General features: G+C 42.8%; 20 protein-coding genes. 6 read left to right on the top strand and 14 right to left on the bottom strand.

Annotated features, from left to right (window positions below):
* Positions 1-6: 6 nt before the first annotated feature.
* Positions 7-825: a molybdate ABC transporter substrate-binding protein gene (gene modA / locus Q1J64_RS11955; protein WP_301109296.1), complete on the bottom strand. Its 819-nt coding sequence runs from the start codon at positions 823-825 to the stop codon at positions 7-9.
* 156 nt (positions 826-981) lie between these two features.
* Here modA and Q1J64_RS11950 point away from each other — a divergent pair, with 156 nt between their 5' ends.
* A complete protein-coding gene (locus Q1J64_RS11950; protein WP_301109294.1) occupies positions 982-1,938 on the top strand; it encodes a substrate-binding domain-containing protein in 957 nt (318 codons plus the stop codon).
* Between the two features lie 26 nt (positions 1,939-1,964).
* On the opposite strand, the gene Q1J64_RS11945 is transcribed toward Q1J64_RS11950, so the two are convergent.
* The 3 genes from Q1J64_RS11945 to Q1J64_RS11935 form a co-directional block, all read right to left on the bottom strand.
* Positions 1,965-3,188 carry an AI-2E family transporter gene (locus Q1J64_RS11945; protein WP_301109292.1) on the bottom strand — a complete coding sequence of 408 codons (1,224 nt, stop codon included), beginning with the start codon at positions 3,186-3,188 and terminating at the stop codon, positions 1,965-1,967.
* Between the two features lie 27 nt (positions 3,189-3,215).
* The gene (locus Q1J64_RS11940) at positions 3,216-4,172 is read right to left on the bottom strand and encodes an LCP family protein (RefSeq protein ID WP_301109291.1); all 957 of its coding nucleotides are present in this window, start codon (positions 4,170-4,172) and stop codon (positions 3,216-3,218) included.
* A 75-nt stretch (positions 4,173-4,247) separates the two neighbouring features.
* On the bottom strand, positions 4,248-5,420 hold the full coding sequence (locus Q1J64_RS11935; RefSeq protein ID WP_301109290.1) for an MFS transporter: 1,173 nt from the start codon (positions 5,418-5,420) through the stop codon (positions 4,248-4,250).
* 148 nt (positions 5,421-5,568) lie between these two features.
* Here Q1J64_RS11935 and Q1J64_RS11930 point away from each other — a divergent pair, with 148 nt between their 5' ends.
* Complete coding sequence (locus Q1J64_RS11930) at positions 5,569-7,167, top strand: ABC-F family ATP-binding cassette domain-containing protein (RefSeq protein WP_301109289.1); 1,599 nt, start codon at positions 5,569-5,571, stop codon at positions 7,165-7,167.
* A gap of 93 nt (positions 7,168-7,260) precedes the next feature.
* Positions 7,261-7,938, top strand: coding sequence for a hypothetical protein (locus tag Q1J64_RS11925; RefSeq protein WP_301109288.1), 678 nt, complete (start codon positions 7,261-7,263; stop codon positions 7,936-7,938).
* 48 nt (positions 7,939-7,986) lie between these two features.
* Here the strand turns inward: Q1J64_RS11925 and Q1J64_RS11920 are convergent, their stop codons facing one another.
* Together Q1J64_RS11920 and Q1J64_RS11915 are read right to left on the bottom strand one after the other, a co-directional pair.
* Complete coding sequence (locus Q1J64_RS11920; protein ID WP_153723634.1) at positions 7,987-8,187, bottom strand: cold-shock protein; 201 nt, start codon at positions 8,185-8,187, stop codon at positions 7,987-7,989.
* A 209-nt stretch (positions 8,188-8,396) separates the two neighbouring features.
* The gene (locus Q1J64_RS11915; protein WP_301109287.1) at positions 8,397-8,690 is read right to left on the bottom strand and encodes a DUF1033 family protein; all 294 of its coding nucleotides are present in this window, start codon (positions 8,688-8,690) and stop codon (positions 8,397-8,399) included.
* 234 nt (positions 8,691-8,924) lie between these two features.
* Between Q1J64_RS11915 and Q1J64_RS11910 the strand changes: the two genes are divergently transcribed.
* Together Q1J64_RS11910 and Q1J64_RS11905 are read left to right on the top strand one after the other, a co-directional pair.
* A complete protein-coding gene (locus Q1J64_RS11910) occupies positions 8,925-9,584 on the top strand; it encodes a 5-bromo-4-chloroindolyl phosphate hydrolysis family protein (RefSeq protein ID WP_301109286.1) in 660 nt (219 codons plus the stop codon).
* The gene (locus Q1J64_RS11905; protein WP_301109285.1) at positions 9,574-10,764 is read left to right on the top strand and encodes a toxic anion resistance protein; all 1,191 of its coding nucleotides are present in this window, start codon (positions 9,574-9,576) and stop codon (positions 10,762-10,764) included. Before Q1J64_RS11910 ends, Q1J64_RS11905 begins: the two co-directional genes overlap by 11 nt.
* Positions 10,765-11,165: 401 nt before the next feature.
* On the opposite strand, the gene Q1J64_RS11900 is transcribed toward Q1J64_RS11905, so the two are convergent.
* The 4 genes from Q1J64_RS11900 to murG all read right to left on the bottom strand — a co-directional run bounded on the left by Q1J64_RS11900 (position 11,166) and on the right by murG (position 16,844).
* Positions 11,166-11,375, bottom strand: a complete 210-nt coding sequence (locus tag Q1J64_RS11900) for a DUF6501 family protein (RefSeq protein WP_301109284.1) — start codon at positions 11,373-11,375, stop codon at positions 11,166-11,168.
* A gap of 77 nt (positions 11,376-11,452) precedes the next feature.
* A complete protein-coding gene (gene odhB / locus Q1J64_RS11895; RefSeq protein ID WP_301109283.1) occupies positions 11,453-12,676 on the bottom strand; it encodes a 2-oxoglutarate dehydrogenase complex dihydrolipoyllysine-residue succinyltransferase in 1,224 nt (407 codons plus the stop codon).
* Positions 12,677-12,771: 95 nt separating this feature from the next.
* Entirely contained in the window at positions 12,772-15,582 is a 2,811-nt protein-coding gene (locus tag Q1J64_RS11890; RefSeq protein WP_301109282.1) for a 2-oxoglutarate dehydrogenase E1 component, read from the bottom strand.
* 185 nt (positions 15,583-15,767) lie between these two features.
* Complete coding sequence (gene murG, locus Q1J64_RS11885; RefSeq protein ID WP_301109281.1) at positions 15,768-16,844, bottom strand: undecaprenyldiphospho-muramoylpentapeptide beta-N-acetylglucosaminyltransferase; 1,077 nt, start codon at positions 16,842-16,844, stop codon at positions 15,768-15,770.
* A gap of 109 nt (positions 16,845-16,953) precedes the next feature.
* On the opposite strand from murG, the gene Q1J64_RS11880 reads away from it, so the two are divergent.
* Positions 16,954-18,315: an MATE family efflux transporter gene (locus Q1J64_RS11880; RefSeq protein WP_301109280.1), complete on the top strand. Its 1,362-nt coding sequence runs from the start codon at positions 16,954-16,956 to the stop codon at positions 18,313-18,315.
* 48 nt (positions 18,316-18,363) lie between these two features.
* Here Q1J64_RS11880 and Q1J64_RS11875 read toward each other — a convergent pair whose 3' ends face one another.
* The 4 genes from Q1J64_RS11875 to deoD form a co-directional block, all read right to left on the bottom strand.
* Positions 18,364-19,161, bottom strand: coding sequence for a CAP domain-containing protein (locus Q1J64_RS11875; RefSeq protein WP_301109279.1), 798 nt, complete (start codon positions 19,159-19,161; stop codon positions 18,364-18,366).
* Positions 19,162-19,340: 179 nt separating this feature from the next.
* On the bottom strand, positions 19,341-20,243 hold the full coding sequence (locus Q1J64_RS11870) for a CobW family GTP-binding protein (RefSeq protein WP_301109278.1): 903 nt from the start codon (positions 20,241-20,243) through the stop codon (positions 19,341-19,343).
* A gap of 81 nt (positions 20,244-20,324) precedes the next feature.
* A complete protein-coding gene (locus tag Q1J64_RS11865) occupies positions 20,325-21,830 on the bottom strand; it encodes a lmo1851 family serine protease (protein WP_301109277.1) in 1,506 nt (501 codons plus the stop codon).
* 87 nt (positions 21,831-21,917) lie between these two features.
* The coding region (gene deoD, locus Q1J64_RS11860) for a purine-nucleoside phosphorylase (protein ID WP_301109276.1) at positions 21,918-22,480 on the bottom strand (563 nt) is incomplete at its 5' end.

Below are 22,480 nucleotides of genomic sequence, written 5' to 3'. Positions count from 1 at the left end.
TTCTTCTTACTTAAATCCGAACTTCTGCAATACTTCTTTACCTGCATCACTTGTTAAATAGTCCAAGAAATTCTGTGCAGCTTCCCGATGTTTTGAAGCCTCAACCACAGCCCCTGGATAAACAATCGGTGCATGCCATTCTGGATTTGATTCAGCCAGAACCTTCACATCATCTGAAACAAATGCATCACTGGAATACACAATGCCAAGATCCGCATTGCCCATTTCCACATGCGTTAAGACCTGACGTACATCAGAACCCATCACAAGCTTATTCTGAAGAGGTTCCCATAGATTCAGATTTTCAAAGGTTTCTTTTGTATATCGCCCGACAGGCACGGATTCAGGTTCTCCCACCGCAAAATGATCAACTTTTTCCGGGTCAATCGCTTTAAATGAATCAATTGTGCTGTTAGAATCTTTATGTGCAATCAATACTAGCACATTTGACGTGAAATCTTTGCGAGTACCGTCACGGATCAGTCCTTTTTCTTCCATGTCGTTCATATCTTTCGAGCTGGCAGACAGAAAGACATCAGAAGGAGCGCCGTTTTCAATATTTGTCGCGAGCTTCCCCGAGCTTCCGAAGTTATATGTCAGCTTTACTCCTTCATGTTCCTCTTCATATGTAGCTTTCAGATCTTCCAGTGCATCCGTCAGACTCGCTGCAGCTGAAATTAAGAGCTCAACCTCTTCAGCAGGCTTGTCCACGACAGGTGTCTCCTGATCGGTTCCATCCGTTTTTTTAGGCCCTGTACTATCCGAACAACCAACCAGCATGATCGACAAAACTGCGAATAAAACCATCAGTAAAAATCGTTTCAATTCTCATACCCCCTTTTGTTTAGATATAACTAAACATAACTAGTTATAATTAGTTATATGTAAAAATATCATAGTATGATTTCCTGTACTTGTCAATTTTGCAATTTTGATAAAAATGGTGGAAGATAGTTAGTAATGTTTAACGGAGGTTGAAAAATGAGTAACACAGAAAATGATGTTTCCTATACAACTGAAGAAATTGCACAGCTGTTGAAAGTATCAAAGCTGACAGTTTATGACTTAATTAAAAAAGGGGAAATTCGTGCATACCGCGTCGGGCGTCAGATGCGTGTAGATGCCATCGATTTAACCGCTTATAAGGAACGTTTAAAAAGCGGCGGTGAAATCATTCCGGTGAAGTCAGCTGCTGCTAATCACAAAGAACAGCCTGCTGAGCCTTTGCGTGATCCATCTGTCATCATCAGCGGACAGGATTTGAGTCTAGATATACTGGCAAGCTATATAGAAGAAGCGCACCTCGATTATCGTCCCCTTCGTTCATTCGCAGGCAGTCTGAACAGCTTGATCAAAATGGTGCAGGGCGAAGCGGATATCGTGAGCACACATTTATTCGATGGTGAAACAAATTCGTACAATCTACCATACATTAAACGCCTGCTGACTGGACACTCCTATCTAGTCGTTAATTTACTTGGTAGAACTGCGGGGATCTACGTGCAGAAAGGAAATCCTAAACTGCTGCGTAATTGGTCTGATTTAGGACAGTCGGGATTACGCCTCATCAACCGTGAAAAAGGCTCTGGTGCCCGTGTGCTACTCGATGAACAGTTACGTCTCGCAGACATCTCACCGCGCACGTTAGCAGGTTATGAGGATGAAGAGCTCAATCATATGGCTGTGGCAGCAAGGGTAGCTTCAGGACAGGCAGATGCGGGTGTAGGGATTGAGAAAACATCTCGCCTGATCGATGTCGACTTTATTCCCCTTATTCAAGAGTCATATGATCTGGTCATTTTAAAGACCGATGAAAATGAAGTTTTACGGGAGTTTTTACTCACCACCATACGTTCAGCCGATTTTAAGGCGAAAATCGGAGCAATCGGCGGCTATGATCTGTCAAATACAGGTGCCATCCTATATGAAACTCCATAAAAAATAACCCGCCGATGATGAGCGGGTTATTCTTTGTCTTCTTCCACTACTTCATAATACATATCCTCTTCTATCTCGAATCGATTATAACGCAGCGTGAACAGATAGAACATATGCGTGACGACGACTTTCAGTAAGGCATATGTAGGAATCCCTAGTATGACACCGGCTACACCGAACAGAGATCCTGCTGTCAGCAAGACGAATAGGATGGTAATCGGATGAATATGCAGTGATTTCCCCATTATTTGCGGTGAAATGAACTTGCCTTCGACCACCTGTACAATTGTCCAGACGATTGCGAGCTTGACGAGCATGAATGGAGACGTAACGACCGCAATAATTGCGGCTGGTGTGATCGCGATGACCGGTCCTAAATACGGCACAATACTCGTAAACATCGCAAGAACTCCGAGCAATAGAGCATATTTCATTTTAATGATAAGGAATCCGATGGAAACCATGATGCCGATTGCTATGGCTACAAGTATTTGTCCTTGAATATAAGCACTGATCTGTCTGTCGGCATCTCGGAAAATAGTCATTGCATCATCACGCAAACGGGGCGGCAACATACGCAAAGTCACTTGAGGCAGCTTTTCTCCGTCTTTCAATAGATAAAAAAGAATTAGCGGCACAGTAAATAATCCGAGGATAATTCCTGTTAAAGCAGAAATAAACGAAGTGACGCCGGAAGCAATTCCTCCAAGTGTTTCGGTAAAGAACTTGCCGATACTTTCAAATCCTGAATCTAAGAAGGTATTGACATTGAAGTTAAATCCTTCATAAACAGGAGCGAATAAAGAGTTGCGGAAAAAAGCATCCATATCTAAAATGAGCTGTTTGAAATACGTTGGAAATTCTTCAAAGAGATTGATCGACTGTTCCCGCAAGAATGGCAGCACAAGGAAAATAACCAATGTCAGCAATCCTGCTGCGGCCAGGAAAATGATTAAGATTCCGTAAACTCGCGGGATCCGCAGTCGCATTTCCAAAAAACGAAGAATCGGCCGCATTAAGTAATATAGAATCGTCGCGAGTACAACTGGCAGGACGACCGTTGAAAAAAAGACCCGTATCGGATAGAAAATGAATGAGACCTGTGAAAAGATCAAGATGATCAATCCAATGAGCAACACACAGAGAAGTACGAATAACGTAGATTGACCACCCAGAAATCCAACGATCGGTGATGTCGAACGTGTAGACCAAAAATCCCTTAATGAATTCTTTTTTGGCGGCTGTTTCACAACCACTCTCCCCCTCTGAATAAACAATTATCGTGCCGTTAAGAATGAACGGATCGCTTCCCTATTTTTTTCTAAGTCAATTTCAATGACAGAGCCTGCGTGCTGATACGAACGGAATGAATAACTGTCTTCTACCGGAATTCTCAGTGTGTTTAGATCCAGCTTACGTTTAGCTAGCACCGTCAGTAATTTTGTCAGCTCTTCTTTTGACGTAAGATCAGTTGTAATAAAATTATCCAGCGCACCGGCTACTTTGGGAGCCTGCAATATAGTAGGAACACTGAATAGCTCCCCTTTAACTGCCTGAATAACTTCTTGCTGGCGGTTGACTCGTCCAAAATCTCCTTCTGAATCTGCGCGGAAACGGGCATAACCTAATAACTCTTTGCCGTTCAGCCGCTGAACGCCCGGAGTGAGCGTAACACCAATTTTCTCGGACATCTCTTGTTTAACATCCATTTCCAGTCCTTTTGGAAAGGCAATATCCATGATTGATTCAAAGTTATCGAAGTCCACTACGGCATAATGATGAATCGGAATGTTAAACATGCCCGAGATCGTTTCTTTAGCAGTCTGAACACCACCCAGATAATAGGCAGTATTTAATTTGTAGGATTGGTATCCTGGTATCTGCGCATAAATATCGCGCATAAACGAAATAAGATTCGCTGTTCCATGTGTCTGATCCCATGATAGCACCATCATCGTATCAGTTCGGTACTTTCCTGACCCGTCATTATCTATTCCCAGCAGCAAATAATTTTCTGTTGTCGGGTCTTGAGGATCCAGTAAATCACCATGAAACTCCCCTGGCTCGATTTCATTTCCTGCTGTCAACGCTTTTCCTTGTTTGTACAGTATATAACAATAAGCCGTTACGGCGATTGTGCCGAGTAATAAGACAGTGAAAAATACCCTGCCAATCCGGAGTTTACGTTTCTTTTTTCTGCGCGTGGGCAGCTGTTCCTCCAAATGATCATCCATGTACCCTTCATTCCTCCAATATCGCTGTAGTTCTGTAATAAAGACGTTTCTGTGCACGTCGGGTTGCGTCTTTACTCATGCTTTGCTGGCTGTCCGTCCAATTTGAATTGCCAGTACTAGCATAGCCACAAATAAAAGGAGAAATACGAATAAGGTAACTTGATGATTTGACGTGTAATCATAGAGCATCGCTATAAACAGAGGAAGGATTCCCCCGATAATGAAACCGCCTGTCTGCATCATCGCAGTCCAGGTATTCGTCTCTTCCGCTGTATCCGTTGCATCCATTGGCATTAATAAACAAATCGGAAATAGTCCGCCTAGCGGGATGCCCATCAGCAGCACACCGATTGAAAATAGCAGCGGTTCAGAAGTCCACATGAAGCCGATTGAAACAATGCCGATCAGCAGAATACCGATTAACGCAGGTGTGCGTGATTGGAAACGCTGTAAGGCAATAGGAAAACCTATATTCATGAAGATCTGAACGACTGTCATACTGCTGAGCAGCGTACCTGCCTGCAACAAGGTCATTCCATTCGACACAGCAATTGGGACGAGCCACGTCAATATGGAAAAGAATAAAGCAGTCTGTAATCCGAAAAATACGAGAAAGCTCCAAGCCGTCTTGCTTCGCCAAGGATTTTCTCCTTTTTTCGCAGACTTGCCTGCCGTTTGTTTCACTTCCATTGGATGTTTTGAGCTGACTCGCCAGGCAATCATTCCAAGCACTGCTAGAACAGCCCAAATGGCCAGTGCAAAATGATAGTTTGCTTTTTCATAGAATACCCCAGTAAGACCTGTACTGAGTGTTGCACCCATCCCCATACCGAATGAATAAATTCCGACAACTGCTGCGACTTGCTGCGGGAAGTACTGCTTGATTAGCGCAGACAAGAGTGGCCCAATCACTGCAATCGCAATCCCGACAGCAAGAGCTGTCAACAGTAAAATACTGAACGATGACACACTGAGCCGTATTCCTGTCGCGACTGCCAATAAAAGCAGCATCAGATACATCGATTTATTGAGCCCGATAGCTTTGTTAAGTATCGGTGCGAGCATGGCGAACACACCCATACAAATAACCGGAATAACTGTCAACAAGCTGACTTGCGTGTTTGAAAGCGTCAGATCTACCCTGATAATGTCGAGCATGGGACCAATTGATGTAATAGCGGGACGTAAATTGAGTGCTACTATAAATATAGCTAGCAGTAATAAAATTTGAGTTGGTTTCCAGCGCAATGATAGTTCTCCTTTTATTCAGATGAATTCCAGAATTTCTCTCTCCTTCTTATCGTAAACCGAAAATGCAAACTGTACCAGTCAAAGATTTCATTTCGGCGTATTATCATGTATAATAGGAGCATTGTGAATTTAGGAGGATTTTATTATGTTAGCAGTGAGTAATGTTAGTCTTCGTTTCGGCGACCGCAAACTGTTCGAAGATGTAAATATACAGTTCAATCCAGGTAATTGTTATGGATTAATTGGTGCAAATGGTGCGGGTAAATCAACATTTATAAAAATTGTTTCAGGAGAAATCGAACCGCAGACAGGCAACGTCATTTTAGGAAAAGACGAGCGCTTGGCTGTACTGAAACAGGATCACTTCGAATATGAAGAGTTCGAGGTAATGGAAACGGTGATCATGGGTCACAAAACGCTTTACGAAGTGATGAAAGAAAAAGATGCGATCTATATGAAAGAAGATTTCTCTGATGAAGACGGTATGCGTGCAGCTGAACTCGAAGGCGAATTCGCTGAGCTGAACGGTTGGGAAGCAGAATCTGAAGCTTCAGTGCTTCTTCAAGGTCTTGGAGTTCCTGAAAGCTTGCATCACGTGAAAATGGCTGAACTCGCAGGATCAGATAAAGTGAAAGTTTTGCTTGCACAGGCTTTATTCGGCAAACCAGACGTATTACTGCTGGATGAGCCTACCAACCACCTGGATTTAAAAGCAATCCGCTGGCTTGAAGAATTCCTGATCAACTTTGAAAATACAGTAATCGTTGTCTCTCACGACCGTTATTTCTTAAACAAAGTTTGTACACATATTGCAGACTTGGACTTCAGTAAAATTCAAATTTATGCCGGGAATTATGACTTCTGGTATGAATCCAGCCAACTTGCATTAAAACTTTCACAGGAACAAAACAAGAAAAAAGAAGAGAAAGTCAAAGAACTTCAAGCGTTTATTGCGCGTTTCAGTGCGAATGCATCGAAATCCAAACAAGCGACGTCACGTAAAAAGACTTTGGATAAGATTGAATTGGATGATATTAAGCCATCTTCCCGACGCTATCCTTTCGTAAACTTTTCGATGGGCCGCGAAATTGGAAACGATGTTTTAACAATTAAAGACCTTACAAAGACTGTTGACGGTAAAACATATATTAAAGACGCTACTTTCACACTAGGAAAAGATGATAAAGTAGTACTAATTGGTAATCCATTGGCTAAATCTGCTCTTCTGGATGTTCTTGCAGAAGAAACCGAGCCAGATGCAGGATCGATCAAATGGGGCGTTACGACAACACGTGCCTACTTCCCTATCGATAACTCGAAATTTTTCGAAGGATCTGAGCAGACGCTGGTTGAATGGCTGCGTCAATATTCTCCTGAAGATGAAACGGAGACATTCTTGCGCGGTTTCCTTGGTCGCATGCTGTTCTCGGGTGAAGAAGTAAATAAAAAGCCGAGCGTGTTATCAGGTGGAGAAAAAGTACGCTGTATGCTGTCTAAAATGATGCTGACAAGTGCGAACGTGCTGTTGCTTGACGAGCCGACGAATCACTTGGATTTGGAATCAATTCAAGCATTGAACAATGGTCTGATTGCGTTTAAAGGCGCTATGATCTTTACATCTCATGACCACCAGTTCATCCAGACAATTGCTAACCGGATAATTGAGATCAATGATGACGGTACAATTTTCGATAAAATGATGTCTTATGACGAGTACCTGGAATGGAAAGGTCAAAAAGCATAAGGTGATTAAGCCGTTTTCTCTTAGGAGGAAGCGGCTTTCTGCTGAATAATTAGATCTGTTCAGGGTATAACACAAAATAAAGGAGGTTTTTACATGAAACGTAATGGATTATTCCTGTTTTTTGTGCTTCTGCTTGCATTAGCCGGCTGTTCTTCAAAGCCTGCTACTTCTCTTGACGGTAACAGCAATTCAAATAATGATTCGGTAAAAGATGAACAAACGAATGAAAACCAATCGGGACAAGAAGACGCAGAAAAAACTGACGTATCTCTTCTTGACTATTTTCTGCCTGACGGCTCGAGCGCCCATTATAAAGGTGACGGAAATGAATTTGCAGAACTCGATATCACTGTCGATTCCCCAGCAGAAGATTATGTAGTAGTGCATGAGAATAACGGAGGTTCATTTATTCAGAAGGTCTATAAGCTTGAGGGAGATGAAATTAAGATTCTCCAGGAACAGCCTGTTGAAATTAAAGCTGAAGTACCGAATGGCGAAGATTTAAAGGCAATGCAGCCAATCGGAATTTATCTGAATGGTCCAATTGAAAAAGGGACAGTGTTTGAAGACTGGAAAATCATCGAAACAGATGCGTCCGTCGAAACGCCTTATCAGGAATTCAATGATGCGGTCGTATTGGAACAAAAAGGCGATGATATTATTAATCGGAAGTACTTGGTAAAAGGATTTGGCGAAGTGAAGCGTGAGTCGATCATGACGACAAATAAGGATTTCGTTGTTACCTCTTCACTTGAAACGGTTACGAAATAAAATTACCCATGCAAAAAGGCACCCCGTTAGGATGCCTTTTTTAGTGGATTATAATTTCACAACGTTAGCTGCTTGTAAACCACGGTTACCTTCGACAACTTCAAATTCAACCTGCTGACCTTCGTCAAGAGCTTTGAATCCGTCGCCTTGGATTGCTGAGAAGTGTACGAAAATATCGTCTTCTCCGTCAACTTCGATAAAACCGAAGCCCTTTTCTGCGTTGAACCACTTTACTGTACCTTGTTTCATTCGATTACCTCCAAAATAGATAAGTACTTGTTAATATATGAACTTCCGCATAAAAAAATTCACATATTACAAAAAGTACCGACGATGCCGATCACTTTTGTAATAGGTGAATCCATTCGTGTACGGTTGTTCAATTAATTTACTTACAGCAAGTATACCATGAGTGACGTAAATGTCAATTAAAAACATGTATAAATGACAGAATGTTATCACGATATAAGAGGCTGATTGTTTTGCAGCACTACAATTCCGTGAAAAATCTGCAGATCCCCTTCGCAACCATCGCAATAATGTTTTTCAGAAGCAGACCAAAATGCGTGGAAACATCCTTTGCGCGCTTCGTACCGTTCAAAGTGCTTCTCCATTTTCGTTAGGACTTCATTGAGATGTTGTTGCATGTCATGTTCATTCGAAAATGTTTTTGAAGAAACAGTAAAATCTCTCCATTCCTCAAACATCCACCATGGTTCAAAGTCAGCTTTCATATAAACTACTTCATACATTAGTATGCACTCCTTCATTGGCTCTATGCACGAATGACATTAATTCTAGCAAATCTCTCTGCTGTAGCAAAGTAAAAAGATTGCTGCGCCGAAATATATGAGTTTTTGTCTAATTTCAGCTATAATTAGAATGAGAACATTTATTGATCTACGTCAGCTAGTAACATGATGAAACTTTTTCGATGCTAATCCGTAAATAATGTATAGATACAATGGAAGGTGGCCTGAATAATCATGAACAACGTCAAAAATTTCTTTACAAGGCATTTGCTTATGGCGCCTACCAGTTTCGTGACCTGGTTTATTCTACTGGGAGCAACGAGTCTGAATTTCTTTGTCAGCTCAGCCATTGGAATTGGACTGTATGCCGGCGGTAATGTGGCCATCAAAGAAATACAATTGCGTTCTACGTTAAAAAAATTTGGTATGACAAGATCTGAATATAAACATATTGCATTTCAAGTGTCTGAATCAAAGAAAAAGCTGAAACGGCTTGGCAATATGTACGGACAAGTACGTTCCATCCAAGCCTTCAGACAAGTATATGATATGTCTTCTATGGCCAGAAGAATTATTAAAATTGTTCAAATGAACCCGCGGAAATTTTATCAAGTGGAGAATTTTTTCTATGCACATCTTGATTCTGCTGTAGAATTGACTTCTAAATATGGATTGCTGGTAAATCAGCCATTAAAAGATCAGGAAATCAAAGTGGCTCTCCAACATACACGCGAGACATTGTCCGATCTAAATCTTGAAATGGAAAGAGACTTACGAAATGCGGTGGCGACAGATTTAGAGCAACTGCAAATGGAAATAGATTTTGTGGATGTTACGATTAATAAAGGTAAACCGTTGCTGGAATCGAAAGGGGCACATTCAAATGACAGATAAACATACACAGGCAGAAACGACAATGGATGATTTACTAAACAATCCATTCGATATGGATGCCAGTCTTTTACCGCAGGAAATGGAATCTACACTCGCAGAAAGCACTTCTTCCACTAAGCTGATTGATCGGCTGACTGATGAGGAACAGGTGAAAGCGAAACAGCTCGCTGCACAAATTCCTGTAGGGAATTATGAAGCAGTCATCACCTACGGAGCGAATGCGCAAAACGAACTCTCTCGTTTTTCACATAAAATGCTTGATCATGTTCAAAGCAAAGATATTGGACCTGTCGGAGATGTGTTGAACGAACTGATGAATAAGCTTTCTGAGATTGACCCTGATGACCTGTCGGATAAAAAGAAATCAGGTATCAGCCGTCTGTTCAGCAAAGCTACACGTTCTGTGAATGAAATGATGACCCGTTATCAGAAGCTCGGTACGCAAATTGATAAGATCAGTGTACAGCTGGAACATTCAAAACGTGGTTTAATGGAAGATGTCAAAATGCTCGACAGTTTATACGAGCAAAACAAAACGTATTTTCAGGCGTTGAATGTGTACATTGCTGCTGCTGAATTAAAAGTGGATGAAATTAATAATACAATTATTCCTGAACTTCATAAAAAAGCACAAGAATCAAATGATCAGATGATGGTGCAGGAAGTGAATGATATGGCGCAGTTTGTCGATCGCTTAGAAAAGCGCCTGTATGACCTGCAGCTGTCCCGTCAGATTACGATCCAGAGTGCTCCGCAGATCCGTATGATACAGCAGACGAATCAGACGCTCGCTGAAAAGATCCAGGCCTCGATCATGACGTCTATCCCCCTCTGGAAAAACCAGATCGCGATTGCACTTACACTGAATCGTCAGGCAAAAGCTGTTGAGTCACAGAAGCTAGTGACGAAGACAACGAATGACCTGCTATTACGAAATTCAGAAATGTTGAAAGTGAACAGTATTGAGACGGCGAAAGAGAATGAAAAAGGCATTATTGAGATTGATACGCTGAAGAAAACGCAGGAAAACTTGATTCAAACTATCGAAGAAACGTTGGTTATTCAGGCAGACGGCCGTGCAAAGCGTAAGTCAGCCGAGATAGAAATTGCCCGCATGGAAGAAGATTTGAAAACAAGACTGCTGTCCGTATACGAAGAATCAAAAAACCGTCCTTCTTAAAAGGGCGGTTTTTTCTGTAGAAATGAATGTGTAAGTATACGTTTCCCTACGTTCCAGGCGGACGCGTTCCGGAAGTCGTGCGGTGAACCACAACTTCGCTGCGCTCGTTGGGTGTTTCACCTGTCCCGCTGATCCTCCGGGAATCGCCGCCTTCCACTCCGGTACACTGGGTTAGTTTTCAATAAATTTTACTTGGTAGGTCCATTTCAAAGTGCATAGTAAGATGAAGTGAACTGTAAACCTTGTTCTATTAACTCATTTTTTTAATTTGTGCAGACGTCAGATCAAGTATCACTGTTTATTATATAAGGATTGAAGCGCAGTCAACGGTCTCCTACCACTTACAAATTCACAATCTGCAACAAAAAACCGCCCTTTTTAAAAGGACGGTGTATAACTGCTTATAGCTGCTCGTTAGCAAAGTAGGTTTTGTAGTAGCCCCCTACTTTGCCTGAATTATCAACGACGAATATAAACTCGTCTGTTTCGTTCTTCACTTCATACGTCTTCCCCACTGTCAGCATATTGTTCACCACATACTTCTCAGCATCAGAATGCGTGCAAGTCACCGTCTTTAACGTCGGTTCGTTCAACCAGTTCAAATAAGACATGGAAAAAGCTCCTTTCATTCGTTCTATACAAAAGCGACCCGCGCATATAGCCGCGGGTCGCTTTATGTTTTTATTAATTAAGAGCCTAGAAGAAGATCTTCAGGGTTTTCAATCAATTCTTTAACCATCTTCAAGAATCCTACTGAATCTTTACCATCAATTACACGGTGATCATAAGAAAGTGCAACATACATCATTGGGCGAATTTCGATGTTGTCTCCAACAGCGATTGGACGCTTTTGAATCGTATGCATACCCAAGATACCTACTTGTGTACCGTTAAGGATTGGAGTAGATAATAGTGAACCGAATACTCCGCCGTTTGTAATTGTGAATGAACCGCCTGTCATGTCAGCAATTGTCAACTTGTTGTCGCGTGCTTTTTTAGCAAGCTCTCCAATTGATGCTTCGATTTCAGCGAAGTTTTTACGATCCGCATCCACTACGTTCGGCACAACCAGTCCGCCTTCAGTAGAAACTGCGATACCGATGTCAAAGTAGTTCTTCAACAAAACTTCATCGCCATCGATCTCAGCGTTAACATAAGGATATTTCTTCAGTGCAGCAACTACTGCTTTCGTGAAGAATGACATGAAGCCAAGACGCACGTCGTTTTGATCGAAGAACTGATCCTTCTTGCGTGAACGAAGAGCCATCACGTTTGTCATATCGATTTCGTTAAATGTAGTCAACATAGCTGTAGATTGCTTCACTTCAAGCAAGCGTTTAGCGATAGTCTGACGGCGACGCGTCATTTTTTGACGAGTAATACGTCCATCATCTTTAGACGCTGCTGCCGGCGCCGCTGGAGCTGCAGGTTGTGCTTTAGGAGCGTTTGTGTGAGCTGCAACATCTTGTGCGCGTACACGGCCCATTGGATCTACAGGTGATACAGCTGCAAGATCAATTCCTTTTTCACGCGCTAATTTACGTGCTGCAGGACTTGCAATTGTACGGTCTGAAGAAGATGTTTCTTCTGCTGCTGCCGGAGCAGGTGCTGCTTGTTCTGTTTGAGCAGGAGCTTGTGCTGCTGGCTCTACTTTAGGAGCTTGTTGTGCCGGTGCACCTGCAGAGCCTACAATCGCAATTACTTGGCCGACTTCAACTGTGTCGCCTTCAGCTGCGAGCAGTTCAGATACAACACCTGCTTCTTCTGATATGACTTCAACGTTTACTTTGTCTGTTTCCAACTCAACGATGAATTCGCCTTTATCAACGTTTTCACCTGGTTGTTTTAACCACTTTGCAATTGTACCTTCTGTAATCGATTCTGCTAATTCAGGTACTATAATCTCTGCCACAATAAATTCCTCCTCGTAGGTATCCCATTTTAACGGATTGTTACTTTATCTAAGTAGTTTTTAACTTGTCCTGTAAAGCTTCCTTACTTGTTATATCACTTTTTTAGTGCTTCTTCAATGATTCTATTTTGTTCGATCTTATGAGAAGCGCCGTCGCCTTCAGAAGGGCTTGAACGGTGAATACGTCCAACATACGAAATATCTTTGCCGTCTGCAATTTCCTGCAGATATTTATAAGCAAATGACCAAGTCCCCATGTTTTTCGGCTCTTCCTGTACCCAGACAAGATCTTTCACTTTCGGGAATCGCTTCAGAATTTCTGTAATCTTATCGGATGGGAACGGATATAGCTGCTCTACGCGAATCACGTGCAGATAATCAAATCCTTCGCCGTCTTTAATTTTTTCTGCAAGGTCAATCGCCATCTTACCGCTTGCAAACAAGATTTTCTTAACCTTTTCAGGCTTCGTACCTGTACCAGGCTGCTCAAGAACCGTCTTGAAGTGGCCTTCAGTTAAGTCTTCGACATCTGCTCCAACTAACGGGTGACGCAATAATGATTTCGGTGTAGCAATAACCAACGGGCGCTCTGCTTCGCTTCCAAGAATCTTCGACTGACGGCGAAGTACGTGGAAGTAGTTCGCTGCACTTGAAATATTCGCAACTGTCCAGTTGTTTTCTGCACATAGCTGTAAATATCTCTCGATCCGGGAACTGGAGTGTTCAGGTCCCTGTCCTTCGAATGCGTGAGGCAACAATAGAACGAGTCCTGACTGCTGACCCCATTTAGAATAGCTGGATGAAACGAACTGGTCGAACATAACCTGTGCCATGTTCGAGAAGTCACCGTACTGTGCTTCCCAGATGGACATTGTTTTGTCTTCTTCCAGGTTATAACCGAACTCGTAACCGACAATTCCTGCTTCTGTCAGCGGACTGTTGTACGCGACGAATGAAGCATTCGATCCGCCGATGTGATGAAGCGGAACAAACTCTTCACCTGACTTTTCATCATGAAGTACCAGGTGACGCTGTGCGAACGTACCGCGCTGGATATCCTGACCTGACATGCGGATTGGCTTGCCGTCCTGCAAGATGGAACCGAATGCTAATTGTTCAGCATGTGCCCAGTCAATCTTCCCTTTACCGTTGAAAGGTTCTTCACGGCGCTTAAGGATTTTATCCAGTTTACTGAACACAGTGAAGTCTGATGGGTAAGTCAGTAACTCTTCATTCATTTTGCGCAGACGGTCTTCGGAAACACCAGTTTCCAAGTCGCGAGGCAATCCCGCAAGAACAACTTCCGGAGTCGCATTTGAAGTTTTTGGCGCATTTACAGATTCTTCTTTTACACGGTCATATGCAGCCTGCATAGTCGCGATCACTGATGCATCCATTTGTTTTACTTCTTCATCCGTCATGATGTTCTGCTCCACAAGACGCTGTCCGTATAATTGACGTACTGTCGGGTGCTTGTGAATTTCATGATACATCACTGGATTCGTCACCAAAGGCTCGTCCATTTCGTTATGCCCGAAACGGCGATAGCCGATCAGGTCGATCAGAACATCTTTGCCGAATTGCTGACGGTACTCGAATGCAAGCTTAGCAACAGCTAAGACTTCTTCAGGGTGGTCTGCATTCACGTGGAACACAGGCACTTCGAAGCCCTTCGCCGGGTCTGATGCATAGTGTGTAGAACGGGAATCATAATATTCAGTCGTGAAACCAATTGTATTGTTGGCGATGACATGAATAGATCCGCCTGTCTGGAAACCGCGAACACGGCTGTAGTTAAATGATTCAGGTACGATCCCTTGTCCAGGGAATGCTGCGTCGCCGTGTACAAGCACTGCATAAGCTGCGTTTGTATCCTGCTTAGGAATTCCTGGGCTGTCCGTGTTTTCCTGAGCTGCTCTTGTCTGGCCAGTGATGACCGGATTTACAACTTCCAAGTGTGACGGGTTATATCCTAAGAAACGGTTTAAGCCGGACTCCCCTTTGTAAAGAGCGCCCATGTGATATTTTACGTCGCCAAACCAGCCGCGTGTTACTTCCAATGAATCGTCTTTTGGCAAGAACGGAGAAGCAGGTACGCCGGCAAATTCAGCAAACATCATTTCATATGGTTTGTTTAAGTTATGTGTTAAGACGTTCAAACGTCCACGGTGTGCCATACCAATCAGCATTTTTTTCATTTGAGCTTCTTCAGAGCGGCGCACGAGCTCATCGATTAATACGACAAGAGTGTCTACCCCTTCGATTGAGAACCGTTTTGCACCGACGAATGTACGGTGAATAAATTTCTCGAAGCCTTCAATTTTCGTCAAACGCTCAAGAAGATCTTTTTTCTCATCTCCTTGCAGGCTTGACATAACGTCACCGTTTTCAATTTTCGATTGAATCCAAGTACGCTCTGTTTCATCAATAAGGTGTGAAAATTCATATGCGATGGACCCAGTGTACAATGATTTTAAATAATTCATTGCATCAAGTCCGTTTTCTACTGATGATGGAACGTTTTTCAAGAACAAAGTTGCTGGCAATCCGACCAGATCGCTTTCTGTCAGTCCGTGATAAGACAATTCAAGACGTGACGTATCTTTCGGTCGATCGTTTAATGGATAAATGTCAGCAGCAAGGTGTCCGTATGAACGGATCGCTTCCAATAAAGAATACACAGCTAGAACTTTGCGAAGATCCGTTCCAGAACCTTGAGCAACTACTGCCGCGTCTTCGCCTTCTGCCATCGTAGGCGCACCAAAATTCCTGAATAGCTCAGCTAACTCAGGATCTACTGCATTAGGATCTGTTTTGAACAGATCGTACATTTCCATTACATACCCAAGGTTTGGACCCGAAAATGCTGCATACGGGGAACGATGGGAATCCACATTGTTCGACATGTAATATGACCTCCACATTTGCCTATTGGCTTGTTGTGATTATTTTAAATACTTCTTTACAATAATAGCACGCAAATCCTAGAACTGAAAGGGATTAATACGAAGTTGTAAACATTTATAAGAAGATAATAAAAAATCAATGAAAACAGTGTTAATTATTAGGTTTTACTGTTGGTTGTTATCTGTTATTTCTGAAAAAACAATATCATTTCTGCCATTTTTTCGGGTGTTTTTGGTTCAGTTGTCTGCTCGATATTCGACAGTAGCCGACTTTTTTCTTGTTCCAGACTTCTGAAGCGTTCAATCATTGGTTGATCCAAAAGCTCTTCCTCTTTTACTTGTAAAGCTAATCCTTTAGAAGCAAAATAGGTTGCATTTAATATTTGGTCTCCACGGCTTTTAGAAGCAGCAAGCGGAACGAGTAGCATCGGCTTATGAATAGCCAGCAATTCGAATATTGCATTGGAGCCGGCGCGTGATACAGCATAGTCCGCAGCCGCCAGCAAATCAGGAAGTTCATCAGTTACATATTCATACTGAACGTAACCGGATATATCATCTAACGAACGTTCTTCATTTCCTTTTCCGCATAGATGAATGATCTGATATCTTTCTAGCAGCTCAGGCAGCGCTTTCCGAACCGCTTCATTCAAAACAGCTGATCCTTGACTTCCACCCATAACAATGAAAATAGGACGTTCTCTAGTCAGTCCGGTACGTTTCATGCCTTCTTCCCTGCTCCCTCGGAAAAGTTCCGGCCGGATAATAGGTCCTGTGCAAACGGATTTCCCTGAAGGCACATATTGCAAAGTCTGTTCAAAGACCGTAAAGATCTGTGAGGAGAAAGGTAATGCTAGTTTATTCGCAAGTCCCGGAGTGACGTCTGATTCATGTATGACAACAGGAACTTTTGCAAGTTTTGCCGCCATCACGACGGGAACTGAAACAAAACCACCCTTTGAAAAGATTATCTCAGGCTTCAGTTTACGTAGAATACGTAATGCCTGAAGAGTCCCTGCACCTACCCGGAAAGGATCTGTGAAGTTTTTCATAGAAACATAGCGCCGTAGCTTGCCACTTTGTATCGCATGATAGATTACTTCAGGATGACCTTCTCCAATTAATTCTTTCTCGATTCCTTCATGTGAACCAATATAATGCACTTCATATCCTTTACCCAAAAAAACGGGAATTAACGCTTGATTTACAGAAACGTGTCCTGCAGTACCGCCACCTGTTAACACAATCACCGGTCGCTTCATTCTTTACATCCTTCCCCTATAAGTTATGTACGATCATTTTCCTTCTGTTTTTCATGATACAATGACTGTTGTCAAAAGAACCTAAGATAAAGTTGAGGGAATAACAATCATGTCTTCTGCTACAAATACAGTACAGCATAAAATCTCATTGTTCATTAAAATTATGATTCCTATCTTAATTACCCAAGTGGCCCTGTACTTAATGTCATTCTTCGATATTTTAATGACAGGCCGCTATGACACCTATCATCTGGCAGGTGTCACCATTGGTACTTCCTTCTGGACACCAGTGTATACCGGACTTGCAGGGATCTTGATGGGACTAACTCCTATTATCGCACAGCAGATCGGCGCGAGGAATAAATCAAGTGTACGCCCTACTGTCCAGCAAGCATTATACGTATCTCTTACTCTTTCGGCAATCATTTTTATTCTGATCAAATGGGCGGTGCTCCCTGCCATCATGAATATGCCGCTTGATGAACAGGTAAAGCAGGTGGCAGCAAGTTATCTGACCGGAATGAGTATCGGTCTTGTTCCACTGATGGCCTATACCGTACTGCGTTCGTTCTTTGATGCACTCGGAGCCACGCGTGTTTCGATGCTGATTATTTTAATTTCTGCTCCTATTAATATCGGGCTGAACTACTTATTGATCTTCGGTAATTTTGGCTTTCCTGAATTAGGCGGTGCGGGTGCAGGGTACGCTTCAGGATTTACCTATTGGCTCGTGTTTTTTATCGCTGCATTCATTGCCTGGTCTTCCCGTCATTTTAAGGAATTCGATTTGTTCAGAGATTGGCCGAAGATTTCATTTGTCAAATGGAAAGAAATATTGGCGGTCGGGGTGCCAATCGGTCTCTCGATCTTTGTCGAGATCAGTATCTTCTCTGTTGTTACTCTATTAATGAGCAGTTATACTGCGCAAGTCATTTCTGCGCATCAAATCGCGTTGAACTTTACGTCACTGCTTTATATGGTTCCTCTCAGTGTCTCTATGGGCACGACCATACTTGTGGGGCAGTCAATCGGCGGAGGCCGTCCGAAAGATGCGCGGCACTATACGTATTTGGGAATTGGGTTCGCGGTTCTCTTCAGTTTCCTATCCATATTCATCTTACTGATGTTGCGTGAACAGATTGCTTCTATGTATACGCCTGATCCTGAAATAATTACACTCGCTATGCATTTCTTCATCTATGCCGCGTTCTTCCAGCTGTCAGATGCCGTTCAGGCACCGATACAGGGCGCGTTGCGAGGGTATAAAGATGTCACAATGACATTCTTGGTTGGTGTGATTTCATTCTGGATTATCGGCCTGCCTACAGGTTATCTACTTGCTGCCTATACGAACCTTGACGCGTACGGCTATTGGATTGGACTGATCGCTGGCTTGACAGTCGGCGCAATCATTCTTTCATTCCGCCTACGATTTATTCAGGGTAAACAAACCGGGCAGTTTCTCGAGTGATTAAAATATACAAAAAGACGATGGCTAATGTGCCACCGTCTTTTTTGTTTATTTCTGGATGAATTGCTGTGTCCAGTAATTTCCGTTTGCATCATAGCCGATACCGATATGCGTGAATCCAGGTGTTAGGATATTCTGTCTGTGACCTGGAGAATTCATCCATCCTGTAACGACTTCCTGCGCGCTTCGCTGACCCATCGCAATATTCTCTGCTGCTGCACGATACGTAACACCATTCATCTTCATTTGATCAAAGGGTGATCCATATGTGGGGCTCGTATGGGAGAAGTAATTGTTCTTCGCCATATCGGCAGATTTTTGTTTCGCTGACTTTTGCAGTGCGCTGTCAATTTGCAATGGCTTCAGACCTGCTTTCGTGCGTTCTGCATTCGTTAGATCTAAAACAGCTTGCTCAGTTGCGGAGACATTCGCATTGACAGACGGCTGTTGCTGTTGTGGTTTCTCAGCTGTTGGTGGTGTGCTTGGCTGTTGTGGCTTTTCAGTTGGAACATTTGGTTTTTGTACTGGCTTTTCAACAGGCTTGCTTGGTTTCTCAACAGGCTTTTGCTCAGGCTTCTCAACAGGTTTATTTGGTTGTTGAGGCTGCTGCGGCTTTACCTCCGGCTTGCTTGGCTTTTCAGGCTGAGGCTTTTGTAGCTCGCCATTCAAATAGCAATTATATGTTTTCCAAATATAAGCATAGAGATCTTTAGTCTCCATATTTTCGATCTTCCACTTATACGTATGCGCCTGTGTCTGAACGGTATTGGTCGTGCTTGCCTCTGTTGCATGAGTAGGCAATAAAATAGCTGAACTTAATAAGATGATGGATAACGATTTTTTCATCTTGGTCCCTCCTTTTCTACGTGACCAATCATAACGTTTAAGAAAAGGAGGATTTCTGATGAATATTACCAGTCTTACCAATGAAAGCGTCAAACCTGTCAGATTCAAGTTTTCACTTCATTACTTTTGGTAATATTGTCCGTCTCGTGAGGTTATTGCCATTCAAATGGGGTTGACAGTTATCTATTAGGGCTATATTCGATATCTTTAATCTGTTCACCGATGATGACTAGTTTAGAAGGAATCTGCATATATTCCGGTATCCAGTTGACCATGCCGTAAGCATATTGGAACAAATGCGAGTATCTGGAACCTTCGAGCTGAATATATCCTTTCATACGGTAGACTGAGTCGGGCAGAGAACGTACCCACTCTTCAAAATGTTCCTGATTAATTGGACTGTCGAACGCCAGTACTTTAGACGACAAAGGTAGTCCTTTGCCAGAAGTGATGGGTTGTTTTGGTGCAGAAGCCGCATTGATCATTTTCACAACATAGCTGAAGTCTACTTTGGCATTAGTTGTCTGAACGAGCGGTGCATAGCTGTTGAACTGCGTCACCTGCATCGTCACAGTTGCCAGTTCATCCGCAGTGAGCAGGTCTGTTTTATTCAGTAGCATAAAGTGCGCATGGCGTATTTGTTCGAGAAATAGTGCATGCATCCGCGGAGACAGCTTATCACGGTCGATCCAGCGCTTCGCATCAACAACCGTGATAATCCCTTTGACATCTAATTGATCAGCAAATAAAGGAGAATAAACGGCATCTAACGCTTCAACAGGATGTGCGGCACCTGTTGTTTCAATGAACAGTACATCGATTTCCGGATAATCTGTCAGTAATCCCTGTAATTGCGCCTCTGTTGATTCAGCACCAGTGCAGCAGATGCAGCCGTTCAGAAGTTCTTTCAGCGGTACCTCGCTTGCCTCTTCTACAATTTGGCTGTCTATATTCATTTCGCCAAACTCATTCATTAAGACGGCTGGCTGCTTCCCTTGTTTTTTTACTTGTTCAATCAGTTGTACGAGCAATGAGGTTTTCCCGCTGCCGAGAAATCCGCTCAGTAAATAGACATCAATCATGTTTCATCATCCTTTTCTCCCGTAAAAACGCGTCCTAGCTCAAATCAGCTGGACGCGTTTTCTGGTCCGTAGTCATACGGATTATTTTTTTATTTCTTTTAAGACGACTTCCTTCGCTTTCAATAACTGAGGATCATCTGTTTTCATTTTGTCACGCAGTTTCTGCATTAAGCCGATTGTTGTATCGCCAGTCAGTACACCTGTCTGTTCAACTGACAGATCCTTCTGAAGTGCTTTGACCGCCTGTGAAGTGCTTTTGTCATATAGACCATCTGCTTCTCCAGGATCATATCCTACTGCTTCAAGCATCTCTTCGGCTGCTTGTACGGTAGGTGATACTTGTCCTTCTGTCATTTTCTCTGATGAATCGAGGAAAGGAAGGCTTGCGTATGGAGGATACGGCACCTTGACATCAGGCTCGATTCCTTTTTTGTGTATCCAATTGCCATCAGGTGTCAGCCATTTCGCAGTTGTCAGTTTGAGATTAGAACCGTCCTGCAGCTGTGTTGGTGTCTGTACCGTTCCTTTACCGAACGTTTTCACGCCGACAATCGGAATATGTGCAGACTCTTTCAAAGCACCAGCTAAAATCTCAGAAGCCGACGCACTGCCGTCATCTACGATTAACGCAACTGGAATTTCAACTTTTTGGCCATCTGAAGCCGGGAAGATCTCAGGCTGGCGTCCTTTTTCTTGCGTTTGGAATAATGCCTTGCCTTCATCGACAAATAAATCGGAAATATCAATAGCTGCGCTCAAAATACCACCCGGATTTTGGCGTACATCAATCAGCACACCTTGCATGCCTTTTTCCGTCATTTCATTTAATGATTCCAATAACTCTTTATAGGTATTTTCAGAGAAAGACGTAATATTGATATGTGCAATCTTATCATCCAGCATTTCTGCATAAACAGTATGGATTGGAATGACATCTCGTACAATTTTCACATTAAACGGTTCTTGACGTTTACCGCGCTGGACTGATAACGTTACGGTCGATCCTTTTTCTCCTCGAATTAACAGCACTGCTTCTGAAGAAGACATGCCCTGAATACTTTTTCCGTCTACAGACAGAATCGTATCATTCGGAAGTAGACCTACTTTTTCAGCTGGTGAATTCTTTATCGGCGAAACGATACTAATATAGCCGTTTGACTCTTGTATCTCCGCACCAATTCCTTCAAAGCTCGAAGAAATACTTTCATTCAGCTGTTTCGCTTCTTTTTCATTCAGATAGTCGGAATACGGATCGCCGAGTGCATCGACCATACCGTTAATTGCGCCGTCTATTACTTCTGTGTCATCTACATCATCAAAATAACTTTGTTTCAATTGATCGTATGCATCGAAAAGTTTCTTAAATTCTTTCCGTTCATTGCCCACTTGTTGGGGTTTGACAACCTCTACTACTTTATCCTCGCCGACTGTCAATGCGACAAAGGTGACCGCTGCTGTCGTCAGGACAAGTGCAAAGATGAGCATGATCAACGAAAATGGTTTAATACGGATATACCGGCTTGGTTCCGGTTTTTTTTCCGGTTCAGGCTCAGGCATTCCGTGTTCTTGAGGATCGTTCTCGCTCATCGTCTTCCCTACTTTCTATACTCTCATGAAAAGAACCGCTGCCAAGAGCGGTCTTTTCGAGAAAGTTCTGTTTCTGTTCCGTATAGATTACTCAGCAATTGCTGTTTCTAGTGCTACTTCGATCATTTCATTGAAAGTAGTTTGACGCTCATCAGGTGTCGTAATTTCACCTGTCAGAATGTGGTCACTTACTGTTAATACAGCAAGCGCCTGGCAGCCGTAGCGTGCAGCTAGTGTATAAAGAGCCGCCGCTTCCATCTCTACAGCCAGAACGCCATGACGTGCAAGGTTCTCGTGCTGACTGTCTTCATTATAGAAGAAGTCTTCTGTATAAACGTTACCTACCTGCAAATGAAGGCCTTTTTCTTTCCCTGCATTGTAAGCTTTCATCAGCAAATCAAAGTTTGCAATCGGTGCATAACGGATTGGTCCAAATGACACGTCATTTAATGAAGAGTTTGTTGTAGCCGCCTGTGCCAAAATTACGTCGCGAACTTTTACGTCTTTTTGAATCGCACCGCATGTTCCCACACGAATCAATTTTTTTACGCCGAATTCCTGCATTAATTCCGTTGTGTAAATGGAAATAGAAGGAACACCCATGCCTGTCCCTTGAACAGAAACGCGCTTTCCTTTGTATGTGCCCGTAA

Source organism: Sporosarcina sp. (assembly GCF_029257255.1).
GTDB lineage: Bacteria > Bacillota > Bacilli > Bacillales_A > Planococcaceae > Sporosarcina.
This window is presented reverse-complemented; position numbering and strand designations above follow the sequence as displayed.